The organism is Psychromonas sp. psych-6C06 (assembly GCF_002835465.1).
Classification (GTDB): Bacteria; Pseudomonadota; Gammaproteobacteria; order Enterobacterales; family Psychromonadaceae; genus Psychromonas.
On the sequence record NZ_PIZM01000007.1, the window covers coordinates 137,422 to 162,655 of the forward strand.

General features: G+C 38.8%; 26 protein-coding genes. 15 read left to right on the forward strand and 11 right to left on the reverse strand.

Going from position 1 to position 25,234, the window contains the following annotated elements:
- Window positions 1–6: 6 nt before the first annotated feature.
- Window positions 7–312, forward strand: a complete 306-nt coding sequence (locus CW745_RS11540; protein WP_193755596.1) for a hypothetical protein — start codon at window positions 7–9, stop codon at window positions 310–312.
- 87 nt (window positions 313–399) lie between these two features.
- Here the strand turns inward: CW745_RS11540 and CW745_RS11545 are convergent, their stop codons facing one another.
- Together CW745_RS11545 and tkt are read right to left on the reverse strand one after the other, a co-directional pair.
- On the reverse strand, window positions 400–1,428 hold the full coding sequence (locus tag CW745_RS11545) for a DUF2860 family protein (protein ID WP_101108837.1): 1,029 nt from the start codon (window positions 1,426–1,428) through the stop codon (window positions 400–402).
- Window positions 1,429–1,615: 187 nt separating this feature from the next.
- A complete protein-coding gene (tkt, locus tag CW745_RS11550; protein ID WP_101108838.1) occupies window positions 1,616–3,604 on the reverse strand; it encodes a transketolase in 1,989 nt (662 codons plus the stop codon).
- A 181-nt stretch (window positions 3,605–3,785) separates the two neighbouring features.
- On the opposite strand from tkt, the gene CW745_RS11555 reads away from it, so the two are divergent.
- Entirely contained in the window at window positions 3,786–5,045 is a 1,260-nt protein-coding gene (locus CW745_RS11555; RefSeq protein WP_101108839.1) for a chloride channel protein, read from the forward strand.
- Between the two features lie 13 nt (window positions 5,046–5,058).
- Here CW745_RS11555 and CW745_RS11560 read toward each other — a convergent pair whose 3' ends face one another.
- Both CW745_RS11560 and glpE read right to left on the reverse strand, forming a co-directional pair.
- Window positions 5,059–5,409, reverse strand: coding sequence for a DUF6572 domain-containing protein (locus tag CW745_RS11560; protein ID WP_101108840.1), 351 nt, complete (start codon window positions 5,407–5,409; stop codon window positions 5,059–5,061).
- Window positions 5,410–5,426: 17 nt separating this feature from the next.
- Window positions 5,427–5,732, reverse strand: coding sequence for a thiosulfate sulfurtransferase GlpE (glpE, locus tag CW745_RS11565; protein ID WP_101108841.1), 306 nt, complete (start codon window positions 5,730–5,732; stop codon window positions 5,427–5,429).
- A gap of 159 nt (window positions 5,733–5,891) precedes the next feature.
- Between glpE and rfaD the strand changes: the two genes are divergently transcribed.
- The 6 genes from rfaD to CW745_RS11595 all read left to right on the forward strand — a co-directional run bounded on the left by rfaD (window position 5,892) and on the right by CW745_RS11595 (window position 12,459).
- Window positions 5,892–6,845 (forward strand): ADP-glyceromanno-heptose 6-epimerase, encoded by a 954-nt coding sequence (gene rfaD, locus CW745_RS11570; protein ID WP_101108842.1) that lies wholly within the window; start codon window positions 5,892–5,894, stop codon window positions 6,843–6,845.
- A 138-nt stretch (window positions 6,846–6,983) separates the two neighbouring features.
- A complete protein-coding gene (locus CW745_RS11575; protein ID WP_101108843.1) occupies window positions 6,984–8,174 on the forward strand; it encodes an O-antigen ligase family protein in 1,191 nt (396 codons plus the stop codon).
- A gap of 27 nt (window positions 8,175–8,201) precedes the next feature.
- Window positions 8,202–9,248 (forward strand): lipopolysaccharide heptosyltransferase II, encoded by a 1,047-nt coding sequence (waaF, locus tag CW745_RS11580; RefSeq protein ID WP_101108844.1) that lies wholly within the window; start codon window positions 8,202–8,204, stop codon window positions 9,246–9,248.
- The gene (gene waaA, locus CW745_RS11585) at window positions 9,242–10,525 is read left to right on the forward strand and encodes a lipid IV(A) 3-deoxy-D-manno-octulosonic acid transferase (protein WP_101108845.1); all 1,284 of its coding nucleotides are present in this window, start codon (window positions 9,242–9,244) and stop codon (window positions 10,523–10,525) included. The genes waaF and waaA overlap by 7 nt, the downstream gene beginning before the upstream one ends.
- A gap of 3 nt (window positions 10,526–10,528) precedes the next feature.
- Window positions 10,529–11,650 (forward strand): glycosyltransferase family 9 protein, encoded by a 1,122-nt coding sequence (locus CW745_RS11590; RefSeq protein ID WP_101108846.1) that lies wholly within the window; start codon window positions 10,529–10,531, stop codon window positions 11,648–11,650.
- On the forward strand, window positions 11,647–12,459 hold the full coding sequence (locus CW745_RS11595) for a glycosyltransferase family 2 protein (RefSeq protein ID WP_101108847.1): 813 nt from the start codon (window positions 11,647–11,649) through the stop codon (window positions 12,457–12,459). The genes CW745_RS11590 and CW745_RS11595 overlap by 4 nt, the downstream gene beginning before the upstream one ends.
- Window positions 12,460–12,687: 228 nt before the next feature.
- On the opposite strand, the gene CW745_RS11600 is transcribed toward CW745_RS11595, so the two are convergent.
- The 3 genes from CW745_RS11600 to CW745_RS11610 all read right to left on the reverse strand — a co-directional run bounded on the left by CW745_RS11600 (window position 12,688) and on the right by CW745_RS11610 (window position 15,456).
- Entirely contained in the window at window positions 12,688–13,683 is a 996-nt protein-coding gene (locus CW745_RS11600; protein ID WP_101108848.1) for a glycosyltransferase, read from the reverse strand.
- Between the two features lie 13 nt (window positions 13,684–13,696).
- Window positions 13,697–14,650 (reverse strand): glycosyl transferase family 90, encoded by a 954-nt coding sequence (locus CW745_RS11605; protein WP_202973192.1) that lies wholly within the window; start codon window positions 14,648–14,650, stop codon window positions 13,697–13,699.
- Window positions 14,651–14,757: 107 nt separating this feature from the next.
- Window positions 14,758–15,456 carry a 3-deoxy-D-manno-octulosonic acid kinase gene (locus tag CW745_RS11610; RefSeq protein ID WP_101108850.1) on the reverse strand — a complete coding sequence of 233 codons (699 nt, stop codon included), beginning with the start codon at window positions 15,454–15,456 and terminating at the stop codon, window positions 14,758–14,760.
- A gap of 37 nt (window positions 15,457–15,493) precedes the next feature.
- Here CW745_RS11610 and CW745_RS11615 point away from each other — a divergent pair, with 37 nt between their 5' ends.
- Window positions 15,494–16,549, forward strand: a complete 1,056-nt coding sequence (locus CW745_RS11615) for a glycosyltransferase family 9 protein (protein ID WP_101108851.1) — start codon at window positions 15,494–15,496, stop codon at window positions 16,547–16,549.
- Between the two features lie 27 nt (window positions 16,550–16,576).
- On the opposite strand, the gene pgi is transcribed toward CW745_RS11615, so the two are convergent.
- A complete protein-coding gene (gene pgi / locus CW745_RS11620; RefSeq protein WP_101108852.1) occupies window positions 16,577–18,229 on the reverse strand; it encodes a glucose-6-phosphate isomerase in 1,653 nt (550 codons plus the stop codon).
- A 223-nt stretch (window positions 18,230–18,452) separates the two neighbouring features.
- On the opposite strand from pgi, the gene ubiE reads away from it, so the two are divergent.
- The 6 genes from ubiE to tatC all read left to right on the forward strand — a co-directional run bounded on the left by ubiE (window position 18,453) and on the right by tatC (window position 23,030).
- A complete protein-coding gene (gene ubiE, locus CW745_RS11625) occupies window positions 18,453–19,208 on the forward strand; it encodes a bifunctional demethylmenaquinone methyltransferase/2-methoxy-6-polyprenyl-1,4-benzoquinol methylase UbiE (protein WP_101108853.1) in 756 nt (251 codons plus the stop codon).
- 58 nt (window positions 19,209–19,266) lie between these two features.
- Window positions 19,267–19,869: an SCP2 sterol-binding domain-containing protein gene (locus CW745_RS11630; RefSeq protein ID WP_101108854.1), complete on the forward strand. Its 603-nt coding sequence runs from the start codon at window positions 19,267–19,269 to the stop codon at window positions 19,867–19,869.
- Window positions 19,870–19,936: 67 nt separating this feature from the next.
- Window positions 19,937–21,577 carry a ubiquinone biosynthesis regulatory protein kinase UbiB gene (gene ubiB / locus CW745_RS11635; RefSeq protein WP_101108855.1) on the forward strand — a complete coding sequence of 547 codons (1,641 nt, stop codon included), beginning with the start codon at window positions 19,937–19,939 and terminating at the stop codon, window positions 21,575–21,577.
- 59 nt (window positions 21,578–21,636) lie between these two features.
- Window positions 21,637–21,879 carry a Sec-independent protein translocase subunit TatA gene (gene tatA / locus CW745_RS11640; RefSeq protein WP_101108856.1) on the forward strand — a complete coding sequence of 81 codons (243 nt, stop codon included), beginning with the start codon at window positions 21,637–21,639 and terminating at the stop codon, window positions 21,877–21,879.
- Window positions 21,879–22,253, forward strand: coding sequence for a Sec-independent protein translocase protein TatB (gene tatB, locus CW745_RS11645; protein WP_101108857.1), 375 nt, complete (start codon window positions 21,879–21,881; stop codon window positions 22,251–22,253). Before tatA ends, tatB begins: the two co-directional genes overlap by 1 nt.
- Window positions 22,254–23,030 carry a twin-arginine translocase subunit TatC gene (gene tatC / locus CW745_RS11650; protein ID WP_101108858.1) on the forward strand — a complete coding sequence of 259 codons (777 nt, stop codon included), beginning with the start codon at window positions 22,254–22,256 and terminating at the stop codon, window positions 23,028–23,030.
- Between the two features lie 42 nt (window positions 23,031–23,072).
- Here tatC and CW745_RS11655 read toward each other — a convergent pair whose 3' ends face one another.
- From CW745_RS11655 to CW745_RS11665, 3 genes are all read right to left on the reverse strand, one after another.
- Window positions 23,073–23,792, reverse strand: coding sequence for a GGDEF domain-containing protein (locus tag CW745_RS11655; protein ID WP_101108859.1), 720 nt, complete (start codon window positions 23,790–23,792; stop codon window positions 23,073–23,075).
- A gap of 97 nt (window positions 23,793–23,889) precedes the next feature.
- The gene (gene rlmF / locus CW745_RS11660; RefSeq protein ID WP_101108860.1) at window positions 23,890–24,804 is read right to left on the reverse strand and encodes a 23S rRNA (adenine(1618)-N(6))-methyltransferase RlmF; all 915 of its coding nucleotides are present in this window, start codon (window positions 24,802–24,804) and stop codon (window positions 23,890–23,892) included.
- Window positions 24,797–25,213: a SufE family protein gene (locus tag CW745_RS11665; protein ID WP_101108861.1), complete on the reverse strand. Its 417-nt coding sequence runs from the start codon at window positions 25,211–25,213 to the stop codon at window positions 24,797–24,799. The genes rlmF and CW745_RS11665 overlap by 8 nt, the downstream gene beginning before the upstream one ends.
- Window positions 25,214–25,234 lie beyond the last annotated feature (21 nt).

Genomic DNA, 25,234 nt, shown 5'->3' on the forward strand with positions numbered 1-25,234 from the left:
GAATAAATGATGAATCAACAATTTTTAAACACAATAAAACTAGCGTTAACAATACTCACACTAATAACACTAACAGCCTGTGGAGGTGGCGGAGGTGGTGAAGGTGAAAGTAATGCGGCTCAACCGGTTCAGGATAAGCCAACTCAGGGTAATACTGAGAATGAAAACCAAACAGTTGAGGCTAGCACAAACAAAACCTTTACTATTAGTGCCTCTTCTATCGTGATCAAACGTATCAGTAACGATGAAAATGTTGCAGTGGATATTTCAGGTATTAAGTCTGCGCCATTAACCCTAAAAAGTGGCAGTTAACCAGCCTAATATTGAAGTATAAAAAAAGCCAGTATCGTTAATTCGTTACTGGCTTTTTTTATTGTGCTCGTTAAAGTGATGTAAACGTCAGAAAGTATAAGCGAGACCTGTTGATACTATTAAGCCGTTTTCATTGTGAAAGGTAATGCCTGAATCTTTTTGGTTATAGCCGGCAATCACACTGAAAGTCAGTGGCTTAACATTAAACGCGTGTGCATAGCTATAAACCGAGAAAATACCCATGTTGGTGGAATCCTGCTTATTACCAAAAATAGGGTTGAGTTGATCGTAAGCGGTACTGCCTATATTGAAGGTGGTAATTGATGTGTGTCTTCCTGCAAATACTAAGAGCCCTAATTGGAAATTATAATCGTCGTAACTCATCGCATCGCCATCAGCAATACGTGTTGTGTATTGTAGAGTTGGTTTGAGGAACACTTTAGGCTGCGCTATATAAACCGGAAACATGGTCTCAACGGCAACACGGTGATATTGACTACTGCGCTGTAGGCTTTGAAGTTGCGAAGCGGATAACTGATTGCCATTATCTGACCAGCTTTCACCGCTGTTATCGTTATCGACTTTGCTACGAGCATAGGCATATTTCAGGGTTATAGGCCCACCAGCAATACGGGATAATTCAATACGTCCCCCCTGTGCGTTATCGTCAGTTTTGATACGCGTTTGTCCGACCAAGTAAGGGTCTTCCCAAGTTTCATTAAATAGGGGTAACTCAGGAAAATAAGCCACTGTTAATTGGCTTTTATTTTCAAATTGATGAATAACACCGAGCTCATATTGAAATTGTGATGTGGAGATTTGATCACGACTGTTACCAAGAAAAATCTGTGTTTTTAAATCATCAGTCGTATATTGGATCCGGGCAAAAGGAAAGCCAATAAAACTACTGCTTGTCTCGGCTTCGCTTTCTAAATCAGTAACAAGCTCGTTATCATCAGAGGTAGAAAGGTTTGACTGCCCGCTGACAAAGCCGGCATTTAAACTGATTGTGAACTCCCAACCACCTTCTTGGGCTAAGGGTTTGGCGTTAGCTGAGGCACTTGCAAGCACGCTTAATACGCCACTCACTATCAGTGCTGAATACACTTTTTTCATTATTATCTTTCCTTGATAGTGCAGTAAAGAGGCTCTACCTTAACAAATAACAGTTATTTTAAAAATATTATTACTATTTACTGCGCTAAAATACGAAGCAAGTCTGTAACTAGATCATATACCTATAAAAAGCAGGCATAAAAAAACCGCGACAAGCGCGGTTTTTAATAAATGCTTAACGACTAATTTATAGTGCGTTAGCTGTTTCTACTACATTTTTCACTGTGAAACCAAACATTTCAAATAGTTGCTCAGCTGGAGCAGATTCACCAAAGGTAGTCATGCCAATCACTTTACCGTTCAGGCCAACATATTTGTACCAGTAATCAGCAATACCCGCTTCGATAGCGACACGTTTAGTAACAGCCGCTGGTAGTACCGATTCTTTGTATTCTGCAGATTGAACTTCAAACTGCTCAGTACATGGAATTGATACAACTCGTACCGCTTTACCTTGTGCTGTTAGCTCGCTAGCAGCTTGAACCGCTAACTCAACTTCTGAGCCTGTTGCGATTAGAATGATTTCAGCAGGAGTCGCAGAGTCGACTAATACATAACCACCTTTAGCAACATCAGCTAATTGCTGCGCGTTACGTGCTTGTGGTTTCAGGTTTTGACGGCTAAAGATCAATGAACTTGGCGCATCAACTGATTCAATTGCAAATTTCCACGCAACCGCTGACTCAACAGAGTCACAAGGACGCCATGTGTTCATGTTAGGCGTTAAGCGTAAACTTGCGATTTGCTCAACAGGTTGATGCGTTGGTCCATCTTCACCAAGACCAATTGAGTCATGGGTGAACACTTGAATTGCACGTTGCTTCATTAGTGCAGACATACGTAGTGCGTTACGTGCATATTCCATAAACATTAGGAATGTTGCGCCGTAAGGTGCAAAACCTTTATGCAGTGCGATACCATTAATAATAGCAGCCATTGCAAATTCACGTACACCGTAGTGGATGTAGTTACCAGATGCATCATCAGCAGTGATCGCTTTCGTGCCTGACCACATTGTTAAGTTAGATGGCGCTAAATCTGCAGAACCACCTAATAGCTCAGGTAACATTGCGCCGTAAGCTTCGATACAATTTTGCGATGCTTTACGTGTTGCGATATTAGCTTGGCTGTTTTGTAAATCAGCAATGTAAGCAGATGATTTTTCTTCCCAGTCAGCAGGTAATTCGTTATTAACACGACGTTTGTATTCTGCAGCGAGTTCTGGGTAAGCAGCAGCGTATGCAGCAAATTTTTCATCCCAAGACTGTTCTGCTTGTTGGCCTTGTGTTTTTGCATCCCAACCCGCGTAGATATCTTCAGGAATTTCGAAATCACCGTAGTTCCAGCCTAGCGCTTTACGGGTAGCAATGATTTCATCAGCACCTAGTGGCGCACCGTGACAGTCATGTGTACCTTGCTTAGCAGGAGAGCCAAAACCGATGATTGTTTTACAACAGATCATGGTTGGTTTTGTTGTTTCAGCGCGTGCAGCAATAATGGCAGCTTTGATCTCTTCAGGGTTGTGACCATCAACAGAGATAACATGCCAGCCGTAAGACTCAAAACGCTTAGGTGTATCGTCTGTGAACCAACCTTCAACTTCACCATCGATAGAGATACCGTTGTCATCCCAGAATGCGATCAGTTTACCCAGACCTAATGTACCCGCTAATGAACATGCTTCATGAGAAACACCTTCCATTAAGCAACCGTCACCTAAGAAAGTGTATGTGTAGTGATCAACAATCTCGTGACCTTCTTTATTAAAAGAAGCCGCTAGTGATTTTTCAGCAATCGCCATACCAACAGCGTTAGTGATACCTTGACCTAGTGGGCCAGTTGTCGTTTCAACACCCGGTGCGTAACCATATTCTGGGTGGCCTGGTGTTTTTGAATGTAGCTGACGGAAGTCTTTAATGTCGTTAATTGAAAGATCGTAACCCGTTAAATGCAATAGAGAGTAGATAAGCATTGAGCCATGACCATTAGATAAAATAAAACGGTCACGATCCGCCCATTCAGGGTTAGTGGGATTATGTTTTAGAAAGTCTGTCCATAGAACTTGCGCGATATCAGCCATTCCCATTGGTGCGCCTGGGTGACCTGAATTAGATTTCTGAATGGCATCCATGCTTAAAGCACGAATCGCGTTAGCTAGCTCTTGACGAGATGGCATAAAACTCTCCTGATATGGTGTGGTTTGGGTAATTCGATGTTAGTTGGGCGCAATTATCACAAAGGTTAGGGGCAAGATGCAATGAAAAAGTTAAATTTTAGCCACATATTTTAACAAAATTAATATAAACAAGGTGGTAGCCCCTATATTTAATGAAGGTGAATAAATAGGGCGTAACATTATGGACCAACCGAGCTACACCATCAGCAAGCTATTACCGCTTGTATTATTTTGCAGCAGTATTGCTGTCATTGTGGTCTATGCTTTCCGCTATATTGCACTGCATCCCTTGTATCATCAGCTAGCAACACAACATAGTTATTTTATGCCTGCACTCATCGCTATCCCACTATTGATAATGTTATTTTTCCTATTTGCAAAACATTTAAGTTCGGGCTTACCACATGTCGTGCTTGAGTTTCACTTAGGCCTAGGCAAACTGCCTTATTTGAACTTTCTCTTTCAATTTTTCAGTGCTTCAGTGGCGTTATTAACAGGCTTTGCAATTGGCGCAATTGGCCCCGCTATTCATATCGGCGCAAGTAGCGCCAACCTTACCGGGCAACTGTTTAAGATTCGCCCCTGTACTTTACGTATTCTCAGTGCATGCGGAGCCAGTGCCGCAATTACCATAATGTTAGATACGCCATTAATGGCGATACTGTTTACCTATGAAACCATTATTCGTCAGTTTCGCGGAAGAACATTAATCTTAGTTGTCGCCTCAACACTTTTCGCCCAATGGTTTGGCCACCAAATTGGCGTTACTCCTTTACACATTGAGGTACCACCTTTCCATTTGTCATTACCGCTAGCAGGGCTTTGGTTATTGTTTGGTTTGTTATGCGGTGTGTTATCTGCATTTTTCCTCAATAGCATCGATTTATTCACTCAAAAAGTACGATTGAATTATTGGATGAAAATAACCCTTGCAGGCATTATTACAGCCTGTTTATCAGTGGTTTCACCCGAAGCGATTGGGTTAGGCTACCAATTATTACAGTCTTTGCTTTATGAAGAGCAATTCACTGCATTGATTCTTTTGTGGTTTTGCGTTCGTTTTATTGGTTCGATGGCAGTGATCGCACTCGCTATCCCCGGTGGTGCATTGGGGCCGAGCCTTATTTTAGGGGCACTGGCAGGGGCTATGTTTAGTCAGTTTTTATCGCTTGAAGTATCACAACTGTTTATTGTCATTGGAATGGGGGCGTTTTTGGGGGCTGTTTTACATGTGCCCTTAGCGGGTATCTTATTTGTGCTTGAGACAACGCACGATATAAGTTTGTTGATTCCTTGTATCATCACTTCTTACAGTGCCTATTTTTTACATCAACACTTTTGCAAACACAATAACTTAATTGAGCTACTACTCTTTCGGCAAAAAATAATTTTACGGGATAGCCCATCATTAAAGAAAAAGCGACTTACGTCGCCCTTATAAGTCTGTCATCAAACTACGATTGCTGTTCAACGTAACCGCTGTCTTTGTTAGGACCAAAAACAAAAACAATACCTTTATCAAACAGTATTTGCATAGTGCTATCAAAAAACGAAATAGCCTCATCGCTAGGCATATGTTTTAAAATCAGTTCAATAGCGATATCACATCCTTTACAGTCTGGCATCGCCTTGTATAACTCGCCCGATTCAACAAAGTGTAAATAGGTATTTATCTTCTCTTGTAAGGTAAAAAGATGCACATTTTCATCATCCCACGCTAATGGGTCGATAATAGTAAGAAAGACACGTTTTGCTTCTTTATCTAAGCCGATAGCATCAATACTACCGGTATCTACAACACTCATTTATTATAATCCTATACTTAAAAGTCTTGAATACGCCAACTTTCAAAGCCACCATCAACGCTATACACATCCTGATAACCTTGATCACATAAATATTGTGCAACGCCTTTACTTGAGTTGCCGTGGTAACAAAGCACCAACACCGTTTCAGTAAAAGGAGTTTCTTTTATGAATTGACTAATACTCTCATTAGTGAGGTGAAATGAACCCGCGACATTAGCCGTATCAAAGGAGTGTTCATCGCGAATATCAACCATTTTAACATGCTCTTGTGTTAAGCGCTCTTTTGCGCCTTGAACGTCGATTCGTTGGAATGTTGCCATGCCCTTCTCCTAAATTAAACCAAAAACCAAAGCGCTAATTTAACAAAAATTAACAAATTTTAACAATTTTTCATTTTAGGAATCGAAAACTATTGGTATTTTTAGTTGTGTAACCAGTATAATCCCCTCTAATTCACTATTATAAATGAGGAAATAAACATGTTCATAGTCACTGGTGGCGCAGGCTTTATTGGTAGCAACATAGTAAAATCTTTAAATGATCGTGGTATTACCGACATTTTAGTAGTGGATGACTTAACCGATGGTACGAAATTCGTTAATTTAGTGGACCTACAGATATTAGATTATATGGACAAAGATGAGTTCATTAACCAGATTGTATCTGGACAAGAATTTGGTGATATAGAAGCTATTTTCCATGAGGGCGCTTGCTCTGCCACTACTGAGTGGGATGGAAAATTCATGATGGAAAACAATTATGAATATTCCAAAGACCTTCTACATTATTGTATTGATCGCGACATTCCCTTTTTATACGCTTCTTCTGCGGCTACCTACGGTGGTAACGACACCTTCAAAGAAGCCTTACAATTTGAAAAACCGTTAAATGTATACGGCTACTCAAAATTCCAATTTGATCAATATGTAAGAAACCTTTGGAAAGACGCACAGGCGCATGGTGAGACATTGCCACAAATAACCGGTTTTCGTTACTTTAACGTTTATGGACCTCGCGAACAGCATAAAGGTAGTATGGCCAGCGTTGCTTTCCACCTTAACAATCAAATCAATGCAGGCGAAAATGCAAAATTATTTGAAGGTGAGCACAAACGCGACTTCGTTTATATCGATGATGTTTGTAAAGTGAACCTATGGTTTTTCGATAATAACGTTTCTGGCATCTATAACTTAGGTACAGGCAAAGCAGAGTCATTTTTAGAAGTAGGCAAAGCGGTAGTGAAATACCACAACGAAGAGAAAGGTAGCTCAGCAGAAATAGAGCGCATCGCCTTTCCAGATCATTTAAAAGGGCGTTATCAGAGTTTCACTGAAGCTGATTTAACGAATTTACGTGCAGCAGGTTATACCGATGAGTTTACCTCTGTAGCGCAAGGAACCGCTCAGTATATGGTTTGGTTGAATAAAGAATAGCAATAATACTAATTAAGGTCGCCAGTTCATATTTAGCAACTAGTGGCCGTTTATATTTTTATCTCACCTTTAATTCAAGAGTAAGTTTCAGCTCATGTTGTCCTTTCAATGCAATGCTATAAAAGTGAATGATTAGTAATGAATAAATTTAGAGATCATGTATCTCACAACCTTATTTATATTCCTCTTTTGTGGATAAGCACATTCATGTTTGGGGTAGAAAAGGCCGACAAAATACTGTTAATAATTGTACTGGTTTGTGCAATTACCTCTTTGTCAATTAATCGGTTTTCGATCGTTAAGTACAATTGGAATCATTTCCCTTGGATAAAATGGCTTCTATTTCTCACCATGTTTGGATTAGTTTCTGATTTAGTACATGGCTTCGGTAGCAGAGAATTAAGAGCGTTAGAAACTGCGACAATACTGCTACTTTTTATAGATATTAGAAAAATAAAGTTATCTTATATCACCTATTTGTTGCTTTTAGCAGCTATTTGCGCATTTGGTATCGCTTATTTTTATCAAAATATTGATATTGTGAATAGGCGAACCTGGCCAGTTAATGCGATTCCATTTGCGTCATACATTTCATTAATTATTACATTATCTGCACTATTAATACGTTATACAAAAAATATACTGCAACTCTGCATTTTGATCACTTCCTCATGCGTCGGTCTTGGGGCATTGATTATGACAGAGAGTAGAGGCCCCTTACTTGCCTTAGTATGTACTTTTATTTTAATATTTATCTACCGCTTAATTTATTCAAAGTTGAACTGGAAAGTATTATTTATAGGGGGGGCTTTGGCTACATTGATTTCTATTTTCAGTTTTTCATACATCCAAGAAAGATATAACAACACGCTAAAGGAGATGGACTTAATTTCAAATGGTTACAATCAAACATCTATTGGTTTAAGGTTATCATTATACTCAACAGGTTTAGAGTTAATTAAAGAAAAGCCTATATTAGGCTATGGTAAAGATATACGTTCATTACAACTAACAGCTATGCTAGAAGATAAAAAATTAACTAAACGTGAATATGAATCGTTAAACTGGAATTTTCATAATGGTTTTATAGAAAAAGGAGTCACCTCAGGTTTAATTGGAATAATTACCATGTTTTTTTGGCTTGGTATGCCAATAGTATATGCATGGAAATCACATAGAGAGCATTTCACATTGATTTCTGCCCCACCTTTACTTTATTTCTTTGCAAGTTTAACTGATACACCATCTACAAATGGCAGTAGCTATGTTACTTATTTAATATTTACAGGTATAATATTAGCGTTCCTAATAAATAAAAAAACCAATTAAATACACATTCGGTTAAGTGATATGTCTATGAAAATATTAATAGTTGGCCCCTCATGGGTGGGTGATATGGTGATGTCACAGACACTTTATATCGAATTAAAAAAAACACATCCGAATGCATCCATTGATGTGTTGGCCCCCGCTTGGTGTAAGCCGATCTTAGAAAGAATGCCTCAAATAGCCAAGGCCATTGAAATGCCACTTGGACACGGCGACTTTGCTTTTTTTACACGTCGAAACATCGGAAAATCGTTACTTTTAGAAAATTATGAACACGCCTTCATTTTAACTAATTCAGCGAAGTCAGCACTAATTCCTTTTTTCGCTAAAGTAAAACACCGCACCGGTTGGAAGGGGGAATTTCGCTACGGCCTCATTAATGATATGCGCACGAACCGCAAATCTTTTGACTTAATGATTGAACGCTATGTAGCACTCGCATACCCAAAAGAAAAAATGACCGGTTCGGGTTGTTTAGCTAATTTGCCGAAGCCGAAATTAAATATTGATAGACAAAAACAGCTTTCAGCCTTTGAAAAATTTTCATTACACAGTAAACGCCCCGTTATTGGTCTTTGCCCAGGCGCAGAGTTCGGCCCTGCTAAGCGCTGGCCAGCCGAGCATTTTGCAAATATAACACAAACGTTAATCAATAATGGTTATCAAATTTGGTTATTTGGCTCTGCTAAAGATCATGAAGTAACGGAATCAATCAAAGAATCCTTACCGCTTGAATTACAGAATAATTGTCACAACTTAGCAGGTGAAACAAGCCTTATTGAGGCGATTGATTTAATGGCAGCCTGTAATATTGTTGTTAGTAATGACTCAGGATTGATGCATATAGCGGCAGCAGTAGGATGCAAAGTAGTTGCATTGTATGGCTCTACTTCACCAGGCTATACTCCGCCATTAAGCGATACTGTGGAGATATTACATACTGATATAGATTGTCGCCCCTGTTTTAAAAGGATCTGTCCTCTCGAACATTTGAACTGTCTAAAAGAGTTAACGCCAGATATGGTGGTTAATGCCATCAATCGCCTTAACCAAATTAAAGTAATACAATGCTAATAGGTGTTTTTTACACACTATTATTATTTTTAGCCTCTCCCCTTTTACTGTTTAAGCTTTATCAGAAAAAACAGGGGAAGCCTTCCTTTGGCAAACGCTGGAAAGAGCACTTTGGCGTTACGCCAGTACTCCAAGACCAACAATGTAAGCCCATATGGATACATGCCGTTTCTGTCGGTGAGTCCATAGCGATCACTCCGCTGGTTAAAAAATTAAAAAAACAACATCCAACAATACCGATAGTGGTAACTACAACGACAAGTACCGGCGCAGCACAAATAAATAAACTTAGCGGGCTTGTTGAGCACCGCTATATGCCAATTGACTTTGCTTGGTGCGTAAAAGGATTTATCAAAAAGATAAAACCGCAGTTAATGATTATTGTAGAAACAGAACTTTGGCCAAATACACTGCGCTCAGTTAACAAAAAAAATATTCCGGTTATTGTTATAAACGCACGATTATCTGCTCGCTCTGCAAAACGCTACCAACAGTTCAACTTTATATGGAAAATAATTGCATGTAATATCGATCATTTTTTATGTTTGCATAACGATGATGCCTCACGTTTTATAAAACTCGGCGTTAATAGCAAAAAAATAACAGTGACCGGATCATTAAAATACGATATAGACATCCCTCAAACAGATTTACTTGAAGCAAAAAAACTACGACTATTGCTTGGAAAAGATCGCCCAATCATCATTGCAGCGAGCACTCATAAAGGTGAAGATGAAATTGTGTTAGATGCTTTTAAAGCTTTACTAAAAGATCAACCAAATGCACTTTTGGTCATTGTCCCTCGTCACCCTGAACGCTTTCATACTGTCGAAAAATTGTGTACTACGGCGCTTTTTTCTGTCGTTCGGCGTACTAGCAATCATTCAGTAACCAGTGATACGAATATCTATTTGGCTGATACAATGGGCGAAATGCTGGTATTAATAGGAGCCGCTGATATCGTCTTAATGGGGGGCAGTCTAATAGGAGATAAAGTCGGCGGACATAACTTTATTGAGCCAGCCGCGCTTCAGAAACCAATCTTATCGGGGCCAAGCTATTATAATTTTGCAGATCTTGCTCAGCAACTACTTGAGAAGGATGCACTCAAAGTGTGTAGTGCAAGCACATTATCAGACACCTTAAAGCAGATGATAAAAAGCCCCATCGACGCTAGCAATATGGGGAAAAATGCACTAAGAATAGTGCAGAAAAACCAAGGTGCATTGCGAAAATCATTGCTAATAATCGAAAATTTTTGCGAAAGTAACGAGTGATAGATGAACGAAAATAACTATAAAACTATATTGTTTTTAGCCACACCCGCAATAGGCGATTGCTTGTTAGCAACCTGCATAACCCATAGCTTACGGAAAGCTTATCCTGATGCGAAAATAGACGTACTTGTTCCGGATTCACGCGGTGAGTTAGTTTTCTCAAAAAACGAAGATATTAATGATGTGATAGTGATGGGGCTTAAGCCCACACTCAAGCAATACCTTACATTTATAAGAAAATATTGGCGAAGTTATGACCTAGTGGTTAACGATCGAAGCTCAGACAGATCTGCTATCTATGCTTTTATTACAGGGAAAAAGCGTATTGGTGTTATAGATTCACGCCATTCGAGTGCTAAATTCAAAAAAATTCTATTTTCTAATTATATTATTGAATCAGATGATATTGAACATCGTTTAATGCGTAACCTTCGCATACTTGATCCATTAGGTATCAAAAAGTATCCGGTGGTAATAGTGCCAGAAGATAAACAGACCAACCTTCAAAAAGAATTTAATATCCCGACTAAATATATCGTATTACATAGCCCCTCTTCGAATGAAATTAAACAATGGCCTGTGAGTCATTGGGCTGAATTAACAAAGCAGTTACTCGATAAAGGTTATTTCCTAGCTATCACAGGAGGAAAAACTGAAACAGAAAAAGAGATTGTAGAAGCGATTATTAACGAACAACAACAAAATAACGTCATCAACCTCAGTGGCAAGATTAGCTTTGCTCAATTATCAACACTCATAAAAAATAGCCAAGGATTTATAGGGCCTGATTGTGGCCCCGCCCACCTTGCATCGAGTGTTAATATCCCCATTTTTACTATTTTTGGCCCCACTCCGGTTTCGATGTGGTCACCGTGGCCATATAAAAAAGAACAGGAAAAATCAGGCTTTATCGCTAAAATTCCCACAACTACTATTGATAACATCACTGTTTTTCAATCTAGTAGAGAGTGCGTACCTTGCTATGGAAAGCGCTGTACAATAAAAAAAACACAATACTCGCCTTGCTTAGAAGATATAAAGCCGATGCAGGTATTCAATGCTGTTATTGATATTATTCCATTAAATCCCCCAATCCCCCCAGTTACTAAAGCGAGCCAATTATGAAGATTAGTTTAATTATCACGACCTATAACTGGAAGGAAGCACTCGAAGCGGTACTTGAAAGCGTCAAGAGACAAACTCAATTACCAGATGAAGTGGTTATTGCTGATGATGGTTCAACTGCGAGTACACGAGAATTAATCAGTCAATTCAAAAAAAATTTTCCTGTTCCTCTAATTCACTCTTGGCAAGAAGATGATGGTTTTCGTGCAGCGCAAAGTCGCAATAAAGCATTAGCAAAGACAACTGGCGATTATATTATTATGATAGATGGCGATATAATCTTATCGCGAAACTTTATTAAAACCCATTGCCTTCACGCATCTCCGGGTTGGTTTGTACAAGGTGGCAGAGCTAAGTTAAACGAGAGCCAAACAGAAAAAATATTAAAAAAACTTGTTATACCGAATATTTTTAGTAGAGGCATTAAAAACCGAAAAAACAGCCTAAGCAGTCATTTTTTGAGTAAATTATTTTCCTATAAAAGCAATACAGCTAAAAAAACAAGAACATGCAATTTGGCTGTCTGGAAAAAAGATATAATTGCAATTAATGGATTCGATAATAACTTTATTGGATGGGGAAGAGAAGATAGTGAATTTGTCGAACGCCTTTTATTTTCAGGCAAAAATAGACTTTACCTAAAATTCGCGTCAATTTGCTTTCACCTCCATCATAACGAGAATGCTCGCCTCCAACTTCCCGAGAATCAAAAAATTCTAGAGAATACTATTCGCCATAAAAAAATTAAAACTGAAAACGGCATTGATTATTACTTGGCAAAAAAAACAAGTGACACCTCGACGAAGTAGTTTTTCCTTGATGCTATTTCACCTCAGCTTTGGATAAGACTGCGATACAATACCAATACTTCTTCAGGTTTCTGCGTTAAATTATCTAACAATCCCCCCTTTATTGGACGATAATTATCCTTAATAGCGGAAACCAACTACATTGCACCGTAAAAATCATCACTATCTAATTAAAAATACGATAACGCTTCCATTAATCAAAATTAAGGAGGTTTAGGTCTAAATGATCTATATTTTTTGCCACTGTTCAACCTGCTCAAGGGCACCATATTTCACAACAGGAGCTATTGTATGAATACTTTTTCCCGATAAAACCTTCTCATACAACTTTAGGTACTCGGTAGCCATAACGAGATGATTAAAATTATCAACAGCAAGGGAATGACAAAGGCTTCTATCATATGCATCTGCTTGTAAAATAGCTTCCCTTAATTGTGTTGAATCATTTGATAAAAAGCCTACGCTATCGGTCACTAACTCGGGTAATGAACCATATTTAGTGCCAAATACAGGGCAACCATAATAGAGGCTTTCAATGATCGCAAGACCAAATGGTTCGTGCCACAACACTGGAAAAACTAGCCCTTTAGAAGCATTCAATGCATTGTATTTTTCTTCACCTCCCACCATCCCTTTGAAGGATATTTTAGCGCTAAGCGTTAGCCTAAACCCCATTTTTATATTAAGACGATGCCCTCCTAAAACAGTTAATGTTTCATTCTGACAATGCTTAATAATATCAATTGCACCACTTACATTTTTCCTACGCCATGCAGCCTTACCTAAAAAATGAAAACCTTTACGGGTGTGATTTAAAATTGGAGATTGATACTCATCCCAATCTAACCCGTTATGAACAAATACTTCACCACCGTGCCGCTGAGCGTGACTATTTGAGATAAAAACAGTATTTTTATCTAACTGTAGACCTTTATTTAATGTGCCGTGTAGAGTAGAAAGGTAAGAGACTCTCATGTTCTCATTCGCGAGTGAATCATGAAAATGCACAACATCAATTAATTCAGGAATTTGATCTTCAATTTTTTTACTAGGATCATAATGAATAATATTTGCAAAATCACAAACAGAGCCCTCTTTCACCATAAAAGTGACTTTGTGGCCCATTGATGTTAAAGCTTTACCTAGCCCCCATATAACCCTTTCTGTCCCACCATACTTAAACGCAGGAATAACACTTGTAGCTTTTATAATTAAAATATTCATATACAACTACCGATTAATTATTTAAATGAGCAAAGTATTTTTGTGCGACGAGTAAAGACAATACCTGCTCTTTTTTTAGGTCTTTAAACTGCTCTACAAACTGATTAGCATTCGCAATGATTTTTTTAGCTTCTTCTGTATGAGCTTGATAATATTCTATTTTTTCAATCAGGTCAGAATAGTCATCTTTTAACTCAACGTAGTGGACCCCCGCGACTAATAACCCTTCCATAAACCACGTTTCATATATTGGTTTAGCCATTAAACATAATGACTTAGATGACATTACCCATTTAAGATTAGTAGCGACATCATTGCCCTCTATACACAATATAAATTTATAATGTAGCTGTTCTTCAATAGTCATAACCTCTTTGACCCACTCAGCAGGTAAAGCAGGTTTTGTTTGTCCAATGTTACATAATGGATGATTATAAAATTGCTCCAAGACCCTTTTTCTATGAGGTTGAGTAACTGTTCCACGCCAAACTGCAATTCCTTTTTTATTATCAAACTCAATAGCATCATTAATAAAATTAAAATGCCGAATTTCATTAAGCTTTAGTAATACAGAGTTCTCATTAGCACCATTTATTGGTCTACTTTTGACAAAGCTTGGTTTATTAGGAATTGTTGTTACATCACCGCAAATCAAAGAAAAACGAAGCTTATTTGGAAAAAAACGGATAACTTTGCGGGTATCAAAAAAGTATGTAGTTCCATGCTTTTTTTTAAAATTAGCGATTACTATCGGTAACTTCGTTTGCACGTTTTTGTTTAATTTATTGTAGTAATTGAGCCTTTTCAACTCTGCTTCACTGATCGGATTTTTGGCAATTAATCCCTTTAAACGAATACGGTAGAAAAAATCTGGAATAGCCCATAAAACTGAATTTTTAAGATAGTAGAAAAAACGTTTAAAATTACTTCTATGCTTCAAGATGTTATCTCCATCTATTTTTACCAATACAGAATTCGTTAAATTCTTATCATACTATTCTTACTGCAAGATAAGCTATTTAAAATAAAATTTATGGATAAACAAGTTAACCTCAATGAAAGCACTTGCTCGGATTAATATGATTGAATCAACAAATCCCAATCACGCATTTGCCATTTTATTTGACGCTTATTAAGCTCTTTATTAAAAGATCTTAATAAGCGCTGTAAGTTTTTCTCTTTCCATTTTTCACCAGATTGCTGATAGCACTTATCAAAATCAATCAGCCATACCTTACCTTGCTTATCGAGCAAAATATTATGAATATTCAAATCCGTATGATTGACTTGTGCTTGATGCATTTTTTTAATCTGTTTTGCTATGGCACTATATTCATCTGCGGTTAAAGATCGCTGCTGTAAAATAGCAACTAAATCCTGAGCATCTGGAACTTTCTCTGACAACAAATCGGCTTGATAGGTCCCCCATTTTTTCTTTACACGCGCTGCAATCGGTTTAGGGACATTAACATTGGCATCACGTAGTTCTCGCAACAGGTGAAACTCTGCAATTGAGCGGGTTTTTTGCCAACACGTAAAAAAGTAATGATCGGAGATTATTTTGCCTAATAATCCACCACGTCGGTAATGGCGCAACGCTCCTTGAATCTCAGCTAATTGAATGAACCATGTCGTGCCTCTACCAGTTGCCGAGCCAATGACCTTATTACTTTTTTGCCAGAATTGAACATCAAAGCAGCATTCTATATTGTCATTAATTAAGCTATCATCAAAAACGATATAGTTATTATTCTGCTTGCGTGTTTCCAGCATGACTCTGTTCCATTGACCATAAAAATAAGATATTAACATGCCTCTATTTACAACTGCACCAAAATCTATCTGCTTATTGAGACTATCTGCGATTGGTGATGTTTGCCATGCAGTTGCGATGGTACAAGCGATCCAAAAACAATGGCCATCAACCAAGATCACTTGGATAATGGGTAAAATTGAGGCACAACTATTACATGATCTCCCTAATATCAATGTCGTTGTTTTTGATAAAAAAAGTGGACTAAAAGGGATGCAAGCAATCTGGAAGCAACTAAAACACCAACAATTTGATGCACTATTGCATATGCAACTCGCTCTTCGAGCAAGTGCACTTACCTTAGGCATTAAAGCCCAATATAAAATTGGCTTTAACTTTAAACGCGCTAAAGAAGCACAATGGTTATTTACCAACAAAAAAATACCTGATATCGCTTCTAGCCATGTTTTAGATAGCTTTTTTGAGTTTGCCTCTTTTTTAGGCATTGATAAAACAGCTGCGACTTGGCAGATCCCCTTATCCGAAGCAGATATTGAGTTCGCACAAAACATCATAGTCGATAATAAACCGTTATTTGTGATTAGCCCGGCAGCGAGCAAGGATGAGCGAAATTGGCTAGCTGAGCGTTATGCTGCCGTTGCAGATTATGCTGTAGCGCAAGGCTTTCAAGTCATATTATGTGGCTCACCAGCGCCAAGAGAGAGAACGTTAGGTGAGCAAATAGAGCGCTTAATGCAAACAAGACCAAGCAACTTAATAGGTAAAACGTCGTTAAAGCAATTAACTGCCATTATCAAAAAGTCAGCTCTGTTGCTCGCGCCAGACTCTGGCCCCGCACATATTGCGACAACACAAAGCACGCCAGTCATTGGCTTATATGGGCACAGTAACCCTAAACGGACAGGGCCCTACCTGAGCCTCGACAACGTTGTCAGTGTTTATGAGCAACATGTGCAGAAACAATATAACAAACCTTTAGAGGAGCTCCCTTGGAGCACACGCGTCAAAGGAGAAAAAATAATGGCAGATATTAGTGTTGCGCAGGTAATTGAACAATTTGATAAACTCACTCAACAAAAAAACCGCTTATAAAAGCGGTTTTTTACAATGAGAGCCTATTTATTTCCAAGCTTTCCAAGTGTTAATCAGGCCATTTGTCGAACTATCATGAGCATCGACTTTATCGCTATTACTTAACGCAGGTAGAATTTGTCCTGCTAATTGCTTACCCAACTCAACGCCCCACTGGTCGAAGCTGTAAATATTCCAAATAACGCCTTGTGTAAATATTTTTTGCTCATACATTGCAATCAACTGCCCTAAAGTTTTAGGCGTGATTTTATTGACTAAAATAGAGTTACTTGGCTTGTTACCTTCAAACACTTTGAACGGTACTAAATGCTCAACTTCTGCTAACGTTTTGCCAGCTGCGGTAAACTCAGCTTCAACCTGTGCTTTAGTTTTACCAAAAGCCAAAGCTTGTGTTTGTGCAAAGAAATTAGAAAGCAACTTAGGATGATGATCGCCAGCGGGGTTATGACTGATTGCTGGCGCAATAAAATCACACGGGATAAGTTTAGTCCCTTGGTGAATTAATTGATAAAATGCGTGCTGACCATTAGTCCCCGGCTCTCCCCAAATAATTGGCCCGGTTTGGTAATCAACTACATCACCATTACGATCAACATTTTTACCGTTTGATTCCATGTTACCTTGTTGGAAATAGGCAGGGAAACGGTGCATATATTGATCATAAGGTAAAATAGCTTCCGATTCAGCGCCATAGAAGTTGTTATACCAGATGCCGATAAGTGCCAAAATAACCGGAATATTATCTTCAAACTCTGTTTCAGCGAAATGTTTATCCATTTCATGAGCACCGGTTAACAACTCTTCGAAGTTATCGTAGCCAACCGTCAAAGCAATAGATAAACCAATTGCAGACCAAATTGAGTAACGACCGCCAACCCAATCCCAAAAGCCAAACATATTTTCTACATCAATACCAAATTCAGCAACAGACTCCGCATTAGTTGAAAGTGCCGCAAAGTGTTTTGCAACATGTGCTTCATCTTGAGCAAAATTTAAGAACCAATCACGCGCACTGTGTGCATTAGTCATGGTCTCTTGCGTAGTAAAGGTTTTTGATGCGATTAAAAATAAAGTACTTTCAGGATCGACTTTCGCTAATGTTTCTACGATATGCGTTCCATCAACATTCGACACAAAGTGTGTTTCGATACCGTCAACCTTATAAGCCCCTAGCGCTTCAGTGACCATGTATGGCCCTAAATCTGAACCACCAATACCGATATTGACGATGTCAGTAATACGTTTACCGGTATAACCTTTCCACTCACCAGAGTGGACTTTGGTGCAAAAGGCTTTCATTTGCGCCAACACTTCATTGATTTGAGGCATCACATCGATACCGTCCACCATCACTGGTGAATTGCTTCGATTACGCAGTGCACTATGTAATACAGAGCGGTTTTCAGTAATGTTAATAGTATCACCGGAGAATTGAGCCTTGATTGCACTGCTTAAGTCGACCTCTTTAGCCAATTTAAGTAGGCTATTAAAAATCTCTTCTGTAATTAAGTTTTTAGAGAAGTCGACTAAAAGCTCACCGTTAAACTGACGAGAGAACTGTTCGAAACGATTTTCATTTTGAGAAAACAGTGATGAAATCTGCATATCGGAATGGCGTGTAAATAAAGTGTTTAGTTCAGACCAAGCATTGGTTTGTGTAGGATTAACATTTTTCAACATAACAAATTTCCAAAGTTAAGGGTTCATAAATGATTAATTAATCATTACAAAAAAATCAGGTTTAATCTATCAATATTAACCCGATGATTATTGATCTGCTGTAACAAAAAGTAACATTGATCAAGCTTTCGACCTTCTGCTAAAAAATTGTTATTATGCTCGCTTACTGCAAGCGCCTATTTTTAGTACTCATTTTAGGTACTATTTTTAAAAAGAGATTTCCATGAGCGAGATACAAGAGAATACGACCCATTTTGGCTTTAAGACAGTTGAAGAAGATAAAAAAGCGGAATTAGTTGCTGATGTTTTCCATTCAGTGGCAGCAAAATATGATGTGATGAATGATGTTTTATCCATGGGCATCCACCGTGTGTGGAAGCGTTTTACCATTGATTGCTCCGGCGTTCGCCAAGGGCAAAAGGTATTAGACCTTGCCGGTGGCACGGGCGACTTAACCGCTAAGTTCTCGCGTATTGTTGGCCCAAAGGGCCATGTTGTATTAGCGGATATTAACGACTCGATGCTCAAAGTGGGACGTAGCAAGTTGCGCGATCTTGGCATCGAGGGTAACGTAGAATACGTACAAGCGAATGCCGAAGAGTTACCCTTCCCAGACAATCACTTTGATTTGGTCACTATTGCTTTTGGGTTACGAAATGTAACCGATAAAGATAAAGCGCTGGCTTCTATCTATCGCGTATTAAAACCGGGTGGGCGATTACTGGTATTAGAGTTTTCAAAGCCACTCTACAAACCAGTGAGTAAGTTTTACGACTTTTATTCGTTTAATATTTTGCCAAAACTGGGCAAACTTATCGCCAATGATAGTGAAAGTTATCAATACCTTGCTGAAAGCATCCGCATGCATCCAGACCAAGAAACGCTTAAAGGTATGATGAACAACGTCGGCTTTGAAGGCTCTGAGTTCTTTAATTTAAGTGCTGGTATTGTTGCGTTACATCGTGGCTATAAATATTAATCCGCTTGTTGCCATGCCTTGTTAGTTACACGAAGCGAATACAGTCAATAGGACAATTATGCCATTAGATAATCTTGTATGTGGTTTATTAGAAACAGGTGTCAACAAATTACACCAGTTAGACAGCAGTGCACCACAGAAACGCAAAGCCCTTAACGGCAACATTATTGGCGTCTCGCTAAAAGAGATAGAGAAGCCACTTTATTTCGTTATCAGCAATCAGCAAATAGACCTACTTAGTCGGTTCGAAGGGCAAGCTGATTGTTTTATTCGCGTTAACGCATTGGCATTAATTGAGCTTCAGGATAACCACCAGCTAACCAACCTGATTAAAAGTGGGCAATTAGAGGTAGATGGTGACATTAAAATTGTGCAACAGTTTGCACAGTTGCTGACCGAAATGGAGATAGACTGGGAAGAACACCTATCAAGTAAAATAGGTGATCTATTAGCTCATAAACTTGTTTACCACGCTAAGCAATGTAAAAAATTAGTCTGTAAACAGAGTAAGAAAGCACACCAACAACTCTCCGAAATCATTACAGAAGAACTAAAACTAGCGCCAGGCCCCTTAGAGGTCGCCTACTTTTGTGACCAAGTGAGCGACATTGAAAAACAGGTTGCTCGATTAGATAAACAGCTAGCTAACTATTTTAACTAAATGCTCTTGTACCTTTCATTAAAAGCTAATTTACGCGCTTAGCAGACTCGTTCAAACAGGAATTTCGATGATAAAACTTAAAGAACTGTCGCGTTTATATAATATCAATAAGACCGTAATCGAGTACGGATTGATTGAACTATTACCCCGTGAACACCGCCCTCTCTCCTATTCACTAATGCGTATTATGCTGTTTTGGATACGTACAAAACATAAAAAACTTCCGCTTCCTGAGCGTCTCCGTTTAAGCCTGCAATCTCTGGGGCCCATATACATCAAACTTGGGCAGATGTTATCTACACGTCGTGATTTACTACCACCTATTTACGCAGATCAATTAGCGTTCCTGCAGGATAACGTAGCGCCATTTTGTGGGGAGGTAGCAATCAAACAGATTGAGTCTTCACTGGGTAAATCAATTGATGAGCTGTTTGAAAACTTTGATGTGAATGCACTGGCATCCGCTTCAATCGCGCAGGTTCATAGCGCAACACTGCGTGAAGACAATCGAGAAGTTGTAATCAAAGTCATTCGTCCTGAAATCGCTAAAACCATTCATGCTGATATTCAGTTAATGAAATGGTTAGCATCATTGATGCAACGTTTCTTAAAAGAAGCTGAGCGCTTACGCCCAGTTGAAGTGGTGCATGAATATGAAAAAACTATTCTCGATGAACTCGACTTAATGCGAGAAGGTAGCAACGCTATCCAATTAAGACGTAATTTTTTAGACTCTAAGTTACTTTATGTTCCTGAAATCTATTCCGATTACTGCACTAAAAATGTATTAGTCATGGAGCGAATTTACGGCATCCCGGTTTCTGATATCAAGTCATTAGAAGCACAGGGTACCAATCTGAAGTTACTGGCAGAACGAGGAGTCGAAGCGTTCTTCACTCAAGTGTTCCGTGATAGCTTCTTCCATGCAGATATGCACCCAGGTAATGTATTTGTCTCCTACGAGCATCCAGAAGATCCACTTTGGATAGGCATAGACTGTGGCATAGTCGGGACACTCAATAATGAAGATAAACGCTATTTAGCTGAAAATTTTATCGCTTTCTTTAACCGAGATTATAGACAAGTTGCACAACTTCATATCGACTCAGGATGGGTACCAGAAGACACTCCCGTTGAAGAATTTGAATTTGCTATTCGCGCTGTCTGCGAGCCTATTTTTGAGAAGCCATTATCAGAAATATCCTTCGCGACCGTATTGCTCAATCTTTTTAGTACCGCACGCCGTTACAACATGAAAGTACAACCGCAACTAGTCTTGCTGCAAAAAACCTTACTCTATATTGAAGGGTTAGGTCGTCAACTATACCCTCAGTTAGATTTATGGGATACCGCTAAACCTTTCTTGGAAAACTGGATGAAAGAGCAAGTTAGCCCGCAGACATTAATGAAAAAGTTGCAACAAAAAGCACCTTTTTGGCTTGAAAAACTGCCAGATCTACCAGAGCTAATTTATCATAACTTGGCAAATGGAAAGTCATTGCAAAAGCAGCAAAAACAATTAATTGCGTCAATTAACAAACAGCAAACAAGAAACAGCAAAAGTTACTTTTATATTGGCATTGCGGCTACCTTAACACTAGTATCAGCACTTGCTTATCTACAAAGCGATAAACATTTAGCATTAATTACAGCTTTACCAGCTACTTTTACATGGTTCTTGGCATGGTGTAATACAAATAGCGATTAAAGTTTGTTATAAAGGTTTTAGAGACAAACCAATATTTACTTAATAAAAGGAAAGGCATCATGGGTGGTATCAGTATTTGGCAGTTAGTTATTATTGCTGTAATTGTAGTTTTACTTTTTGGCACTAAAAAATTACGTGGTATAGGCGGGGATTTAGGTGGTGCTGTAAAAGGCTTTAAGAAAGCAATGAGCGAAGAAGATAAAACAGCACAGGCTAAAGAGGCAAAAATTGAAGATCAAAATGATGCCTCTTTTAACAAAGAAAACAGCGACGAAAAAAGCAAACAAAAAGACCAAGCATAATGTTTGATATCGGTTTCTGGGAGATCGCTTTGATCTCCGTAGTTGGGTTAATCGTACTCGGACCAGAGCGTTTGCCTACAGCTATTCGAAGTGTTATGCAGTGGATAAATACTGCAAAAAACATGGCAAACTCGGTCAAATCAGAAATATCTCAAGAGCTAAAACTACACGAGCTGAATGAGATGAATGACAATATGATTAAAGCCAGTAAAGAAGGTGTTGAAATACTGGATGATGATATGCAAGCATCGATTGATGAGATGAAAAAAAACGCGCAGGAGTTAGTAAATCCCTACAAAAAAGAAAGTAAACCAACAGCAGATGAAACAGGTAGCAACAAACAACAAGCATCCGAGCAACAGGATAAAAAATAGATGAGTGGAAACGATCCTCAAGCGCAAAATAAAAATGCACAACATAGTTTACCTCTGATCAGTCATCTATTAGAGTTGCGAGACCGATTATTACGTATCGTTGCAATCGTAATGGTGTTGTTTCTTTCTTTGGTATATTTTGCTAATGATATTTACCAATACCTCGCTATTCCACTCACAAGCCAATTACCAGAAGGCTCAAGTATGATTGCAACCGGGGTAGCGACACCATTCTTTACCCCAATAAAATTAACTATCGTCCTGTCTATTTTCATCGCTATACCTGCAATTTTGTATCAAGTATGGGCGTTTATCGCACCAGGTTTATATAAACAAGAAAAACGTTTAATTGCTCCCTTAGTTATTAGTAGCGCATTGCTTTTTTATCTCGGGATGGCTTTTGCATATTTTGTAGTCTTCCCCCTGGCATTTTCTTTTTTCACCAGCACCGCTCCGGAAGGTGTAACCATTGCCACTGATATCAGTAGTTATTTAGACTTTGTTCTGAAGTTGTTTTTTGCTTTTGGACTGGCTTTTGAGATTCCGATAGCCACGCTTGTTCTTTGTTGGACAGGCGCGACGACGCCCAAAAAACTAAAAGAGAAGCGCCCTTATATCGTTGTGGCTGCCTTTGTTTTTGGAATGTTATTAACACCGCCTGATGTAATATCACAAACTTTATTAGCGGTGCCGATGTTACTTCTTTTTGAGATAGGTTTACTGTTTGCACGTTTCTATGTGCCACAAACAGAAAATAAGATCGAACAGGAAAGTTGATTGATAAGATAACTCAAGCAGTATTAATGAACACTCCTTGAGTTATCCCGTTACTACGCAATTTTTACCACGCTTTTTAGCCTTATGTAGCGCTAAATCAGTTCGCTTCATCAACTCTTCTAATGTGCCATCAGGGTGAGATTGCGCTACCGCAAAACTAGCGCTTAATTCAACGCCATCCTTTAGAGTCCGGTATATCGCTGCGCGGAGCTTTTCTGCAATTGCAGTCGCTTGTTCTGTTGTACAGACCGGGCAAAGTATCAAAAACTCTTCTTCTCCCCAACGTCCAACTGAATCCGTTTTGCGTGTATTGTTGGCCACTATTTTAGCGACATCTATTAATACACGATCTCCTTCAACATGACCGAGCGCATCATTAATATCACTAAAGTCATCAATATCAAAAAGCACCACACAAAAATTTTCATGGTAACGTTGATAGCGATCCCATTCGCAGGCTAAAGCGCGCTCTAAAGTACGACGGTTAAGTAATTTAGTAAGCGAATCTTTTGAGGCCTGTGCTTCCGTTTCACGTGCATATATAACGCTATTACGCCAAAGTCGCCCAAGCAGGTAAATACAGCTCAATAAAAGTGAAATACTTAAAGGAATCAACTCATCAAGTTGTAATGATTCATAATCACGAGAAAAATGATAAACGCGCTCAAATAGATCCATCTCAATAAATACATAAATAAGCACTGCATTTACCAAAATAACCAAAATCAACTCGAGCCAGATGGTTTTCTTTTGCACAGACATACTCAACACCTATTCCATAGTAATAAGGTAAGTTAAGTCTAGACTATTGATTTACCCCTCGTTGCCGAATCAGCTAACATTGAGATTCATTTTACCTTTAAGTTATTGAAAAATCATTAAAAGACCATGCGATAAAACGACTTATTTTTTGTCCTTGTGCCATTTTAACCACCTTAATCTGCTTTGCACCAAGCCCCTCGAGATGTTTCTTAATCGGTGCAACATTTTCAGATTTGGATACCAAACTAGAAAACCAGTTAACCTGATTAGCAAACTCGCAACTCTCAATAACCATCTGCTTTAAAAAGGCAATTTCGCCTCCCACACAACATAGCTCATTCTCTTGACCTGCAAAATTTAGCGTCACCGCTTGCTCGGTCTTACTTTTATTAAGGTTTTTTACTTTACGCGCAGTCCCTGCCTGCGCTTTTTCTAACGATGAATGGAAGGGAGGGTTACAGATGGTAAGTGCAAATTTATCCTGTTTAGTAATTATGTGTTTAAAGATCGATTGTTTATCTTTTTGTAAGCGTAATTTAATAAATGGCGTCAGGTTTTTATTAGCACTGGCAATCAGCCCTGCTGTTTTCAACGATATTGCATCGATATCACAACCAACAAAAGACCAGCCATAACTTTGACTGCCGATAATCGGATAAATGCAGTTCGCCCCCACCCCAATATCCAATACTTTGATCTGCTTACCAGTTGGAATATTGCCACCCGTACTGAGCAAATCCGCAAGCGCATGAATATAGTCTGCTCGTCCAGGGATAGGGGGGCAAAGGTAACCTTCGGGTAACTGCCAAAAATCGACCCCATAATATTGTTTTAGTAGTGCTTGATTGAGTGCAACAACCGCTTCTGGATCACTAAAATCTATTGTGCGAGTTCCATATTGATTCGTAAATACAAAAGCACCTAATGGCGAAGAAGCACGGCATAACAACTCGAAATCATAACTTCCCTGATGCAGGTTGCGTGGATGTAAACCTTTTTTAGTCTTACTCATTAGCACTCCCAGCCATTTTAATTTTATCAACAATCGCTAATAATCCATTCGCACGTGATGGGCTTAAGTGGTGAAGTATGCCTAATTGTTTAAAAATTGCGTCAATATCGATTTTATTGACCTGTTGTACTGTCTTACCTTGAAAAATAACCAATAAAATCATCATCAACCCTTTAACAACACGTGTATCACTGTCCATTTGCAGGTGTAAGCACTGCTCGGGTTGCTCAATGACTAGCCATGCAAGACTTTCGCATCCTTTTACTTGGTTAGCCTCTATTTTTTTCTTTGCGTCTAATTCAGGTAACTTTTTACCCAATTGGATGATCAGGCGGTACTGTTTATCCCAACCTCTATTCTCATTAAACTGTGCGATTAATTGCTCAACGGGCATCAGTGCTTCTGTCATCATTTTCCTTTGTGCGCGTAT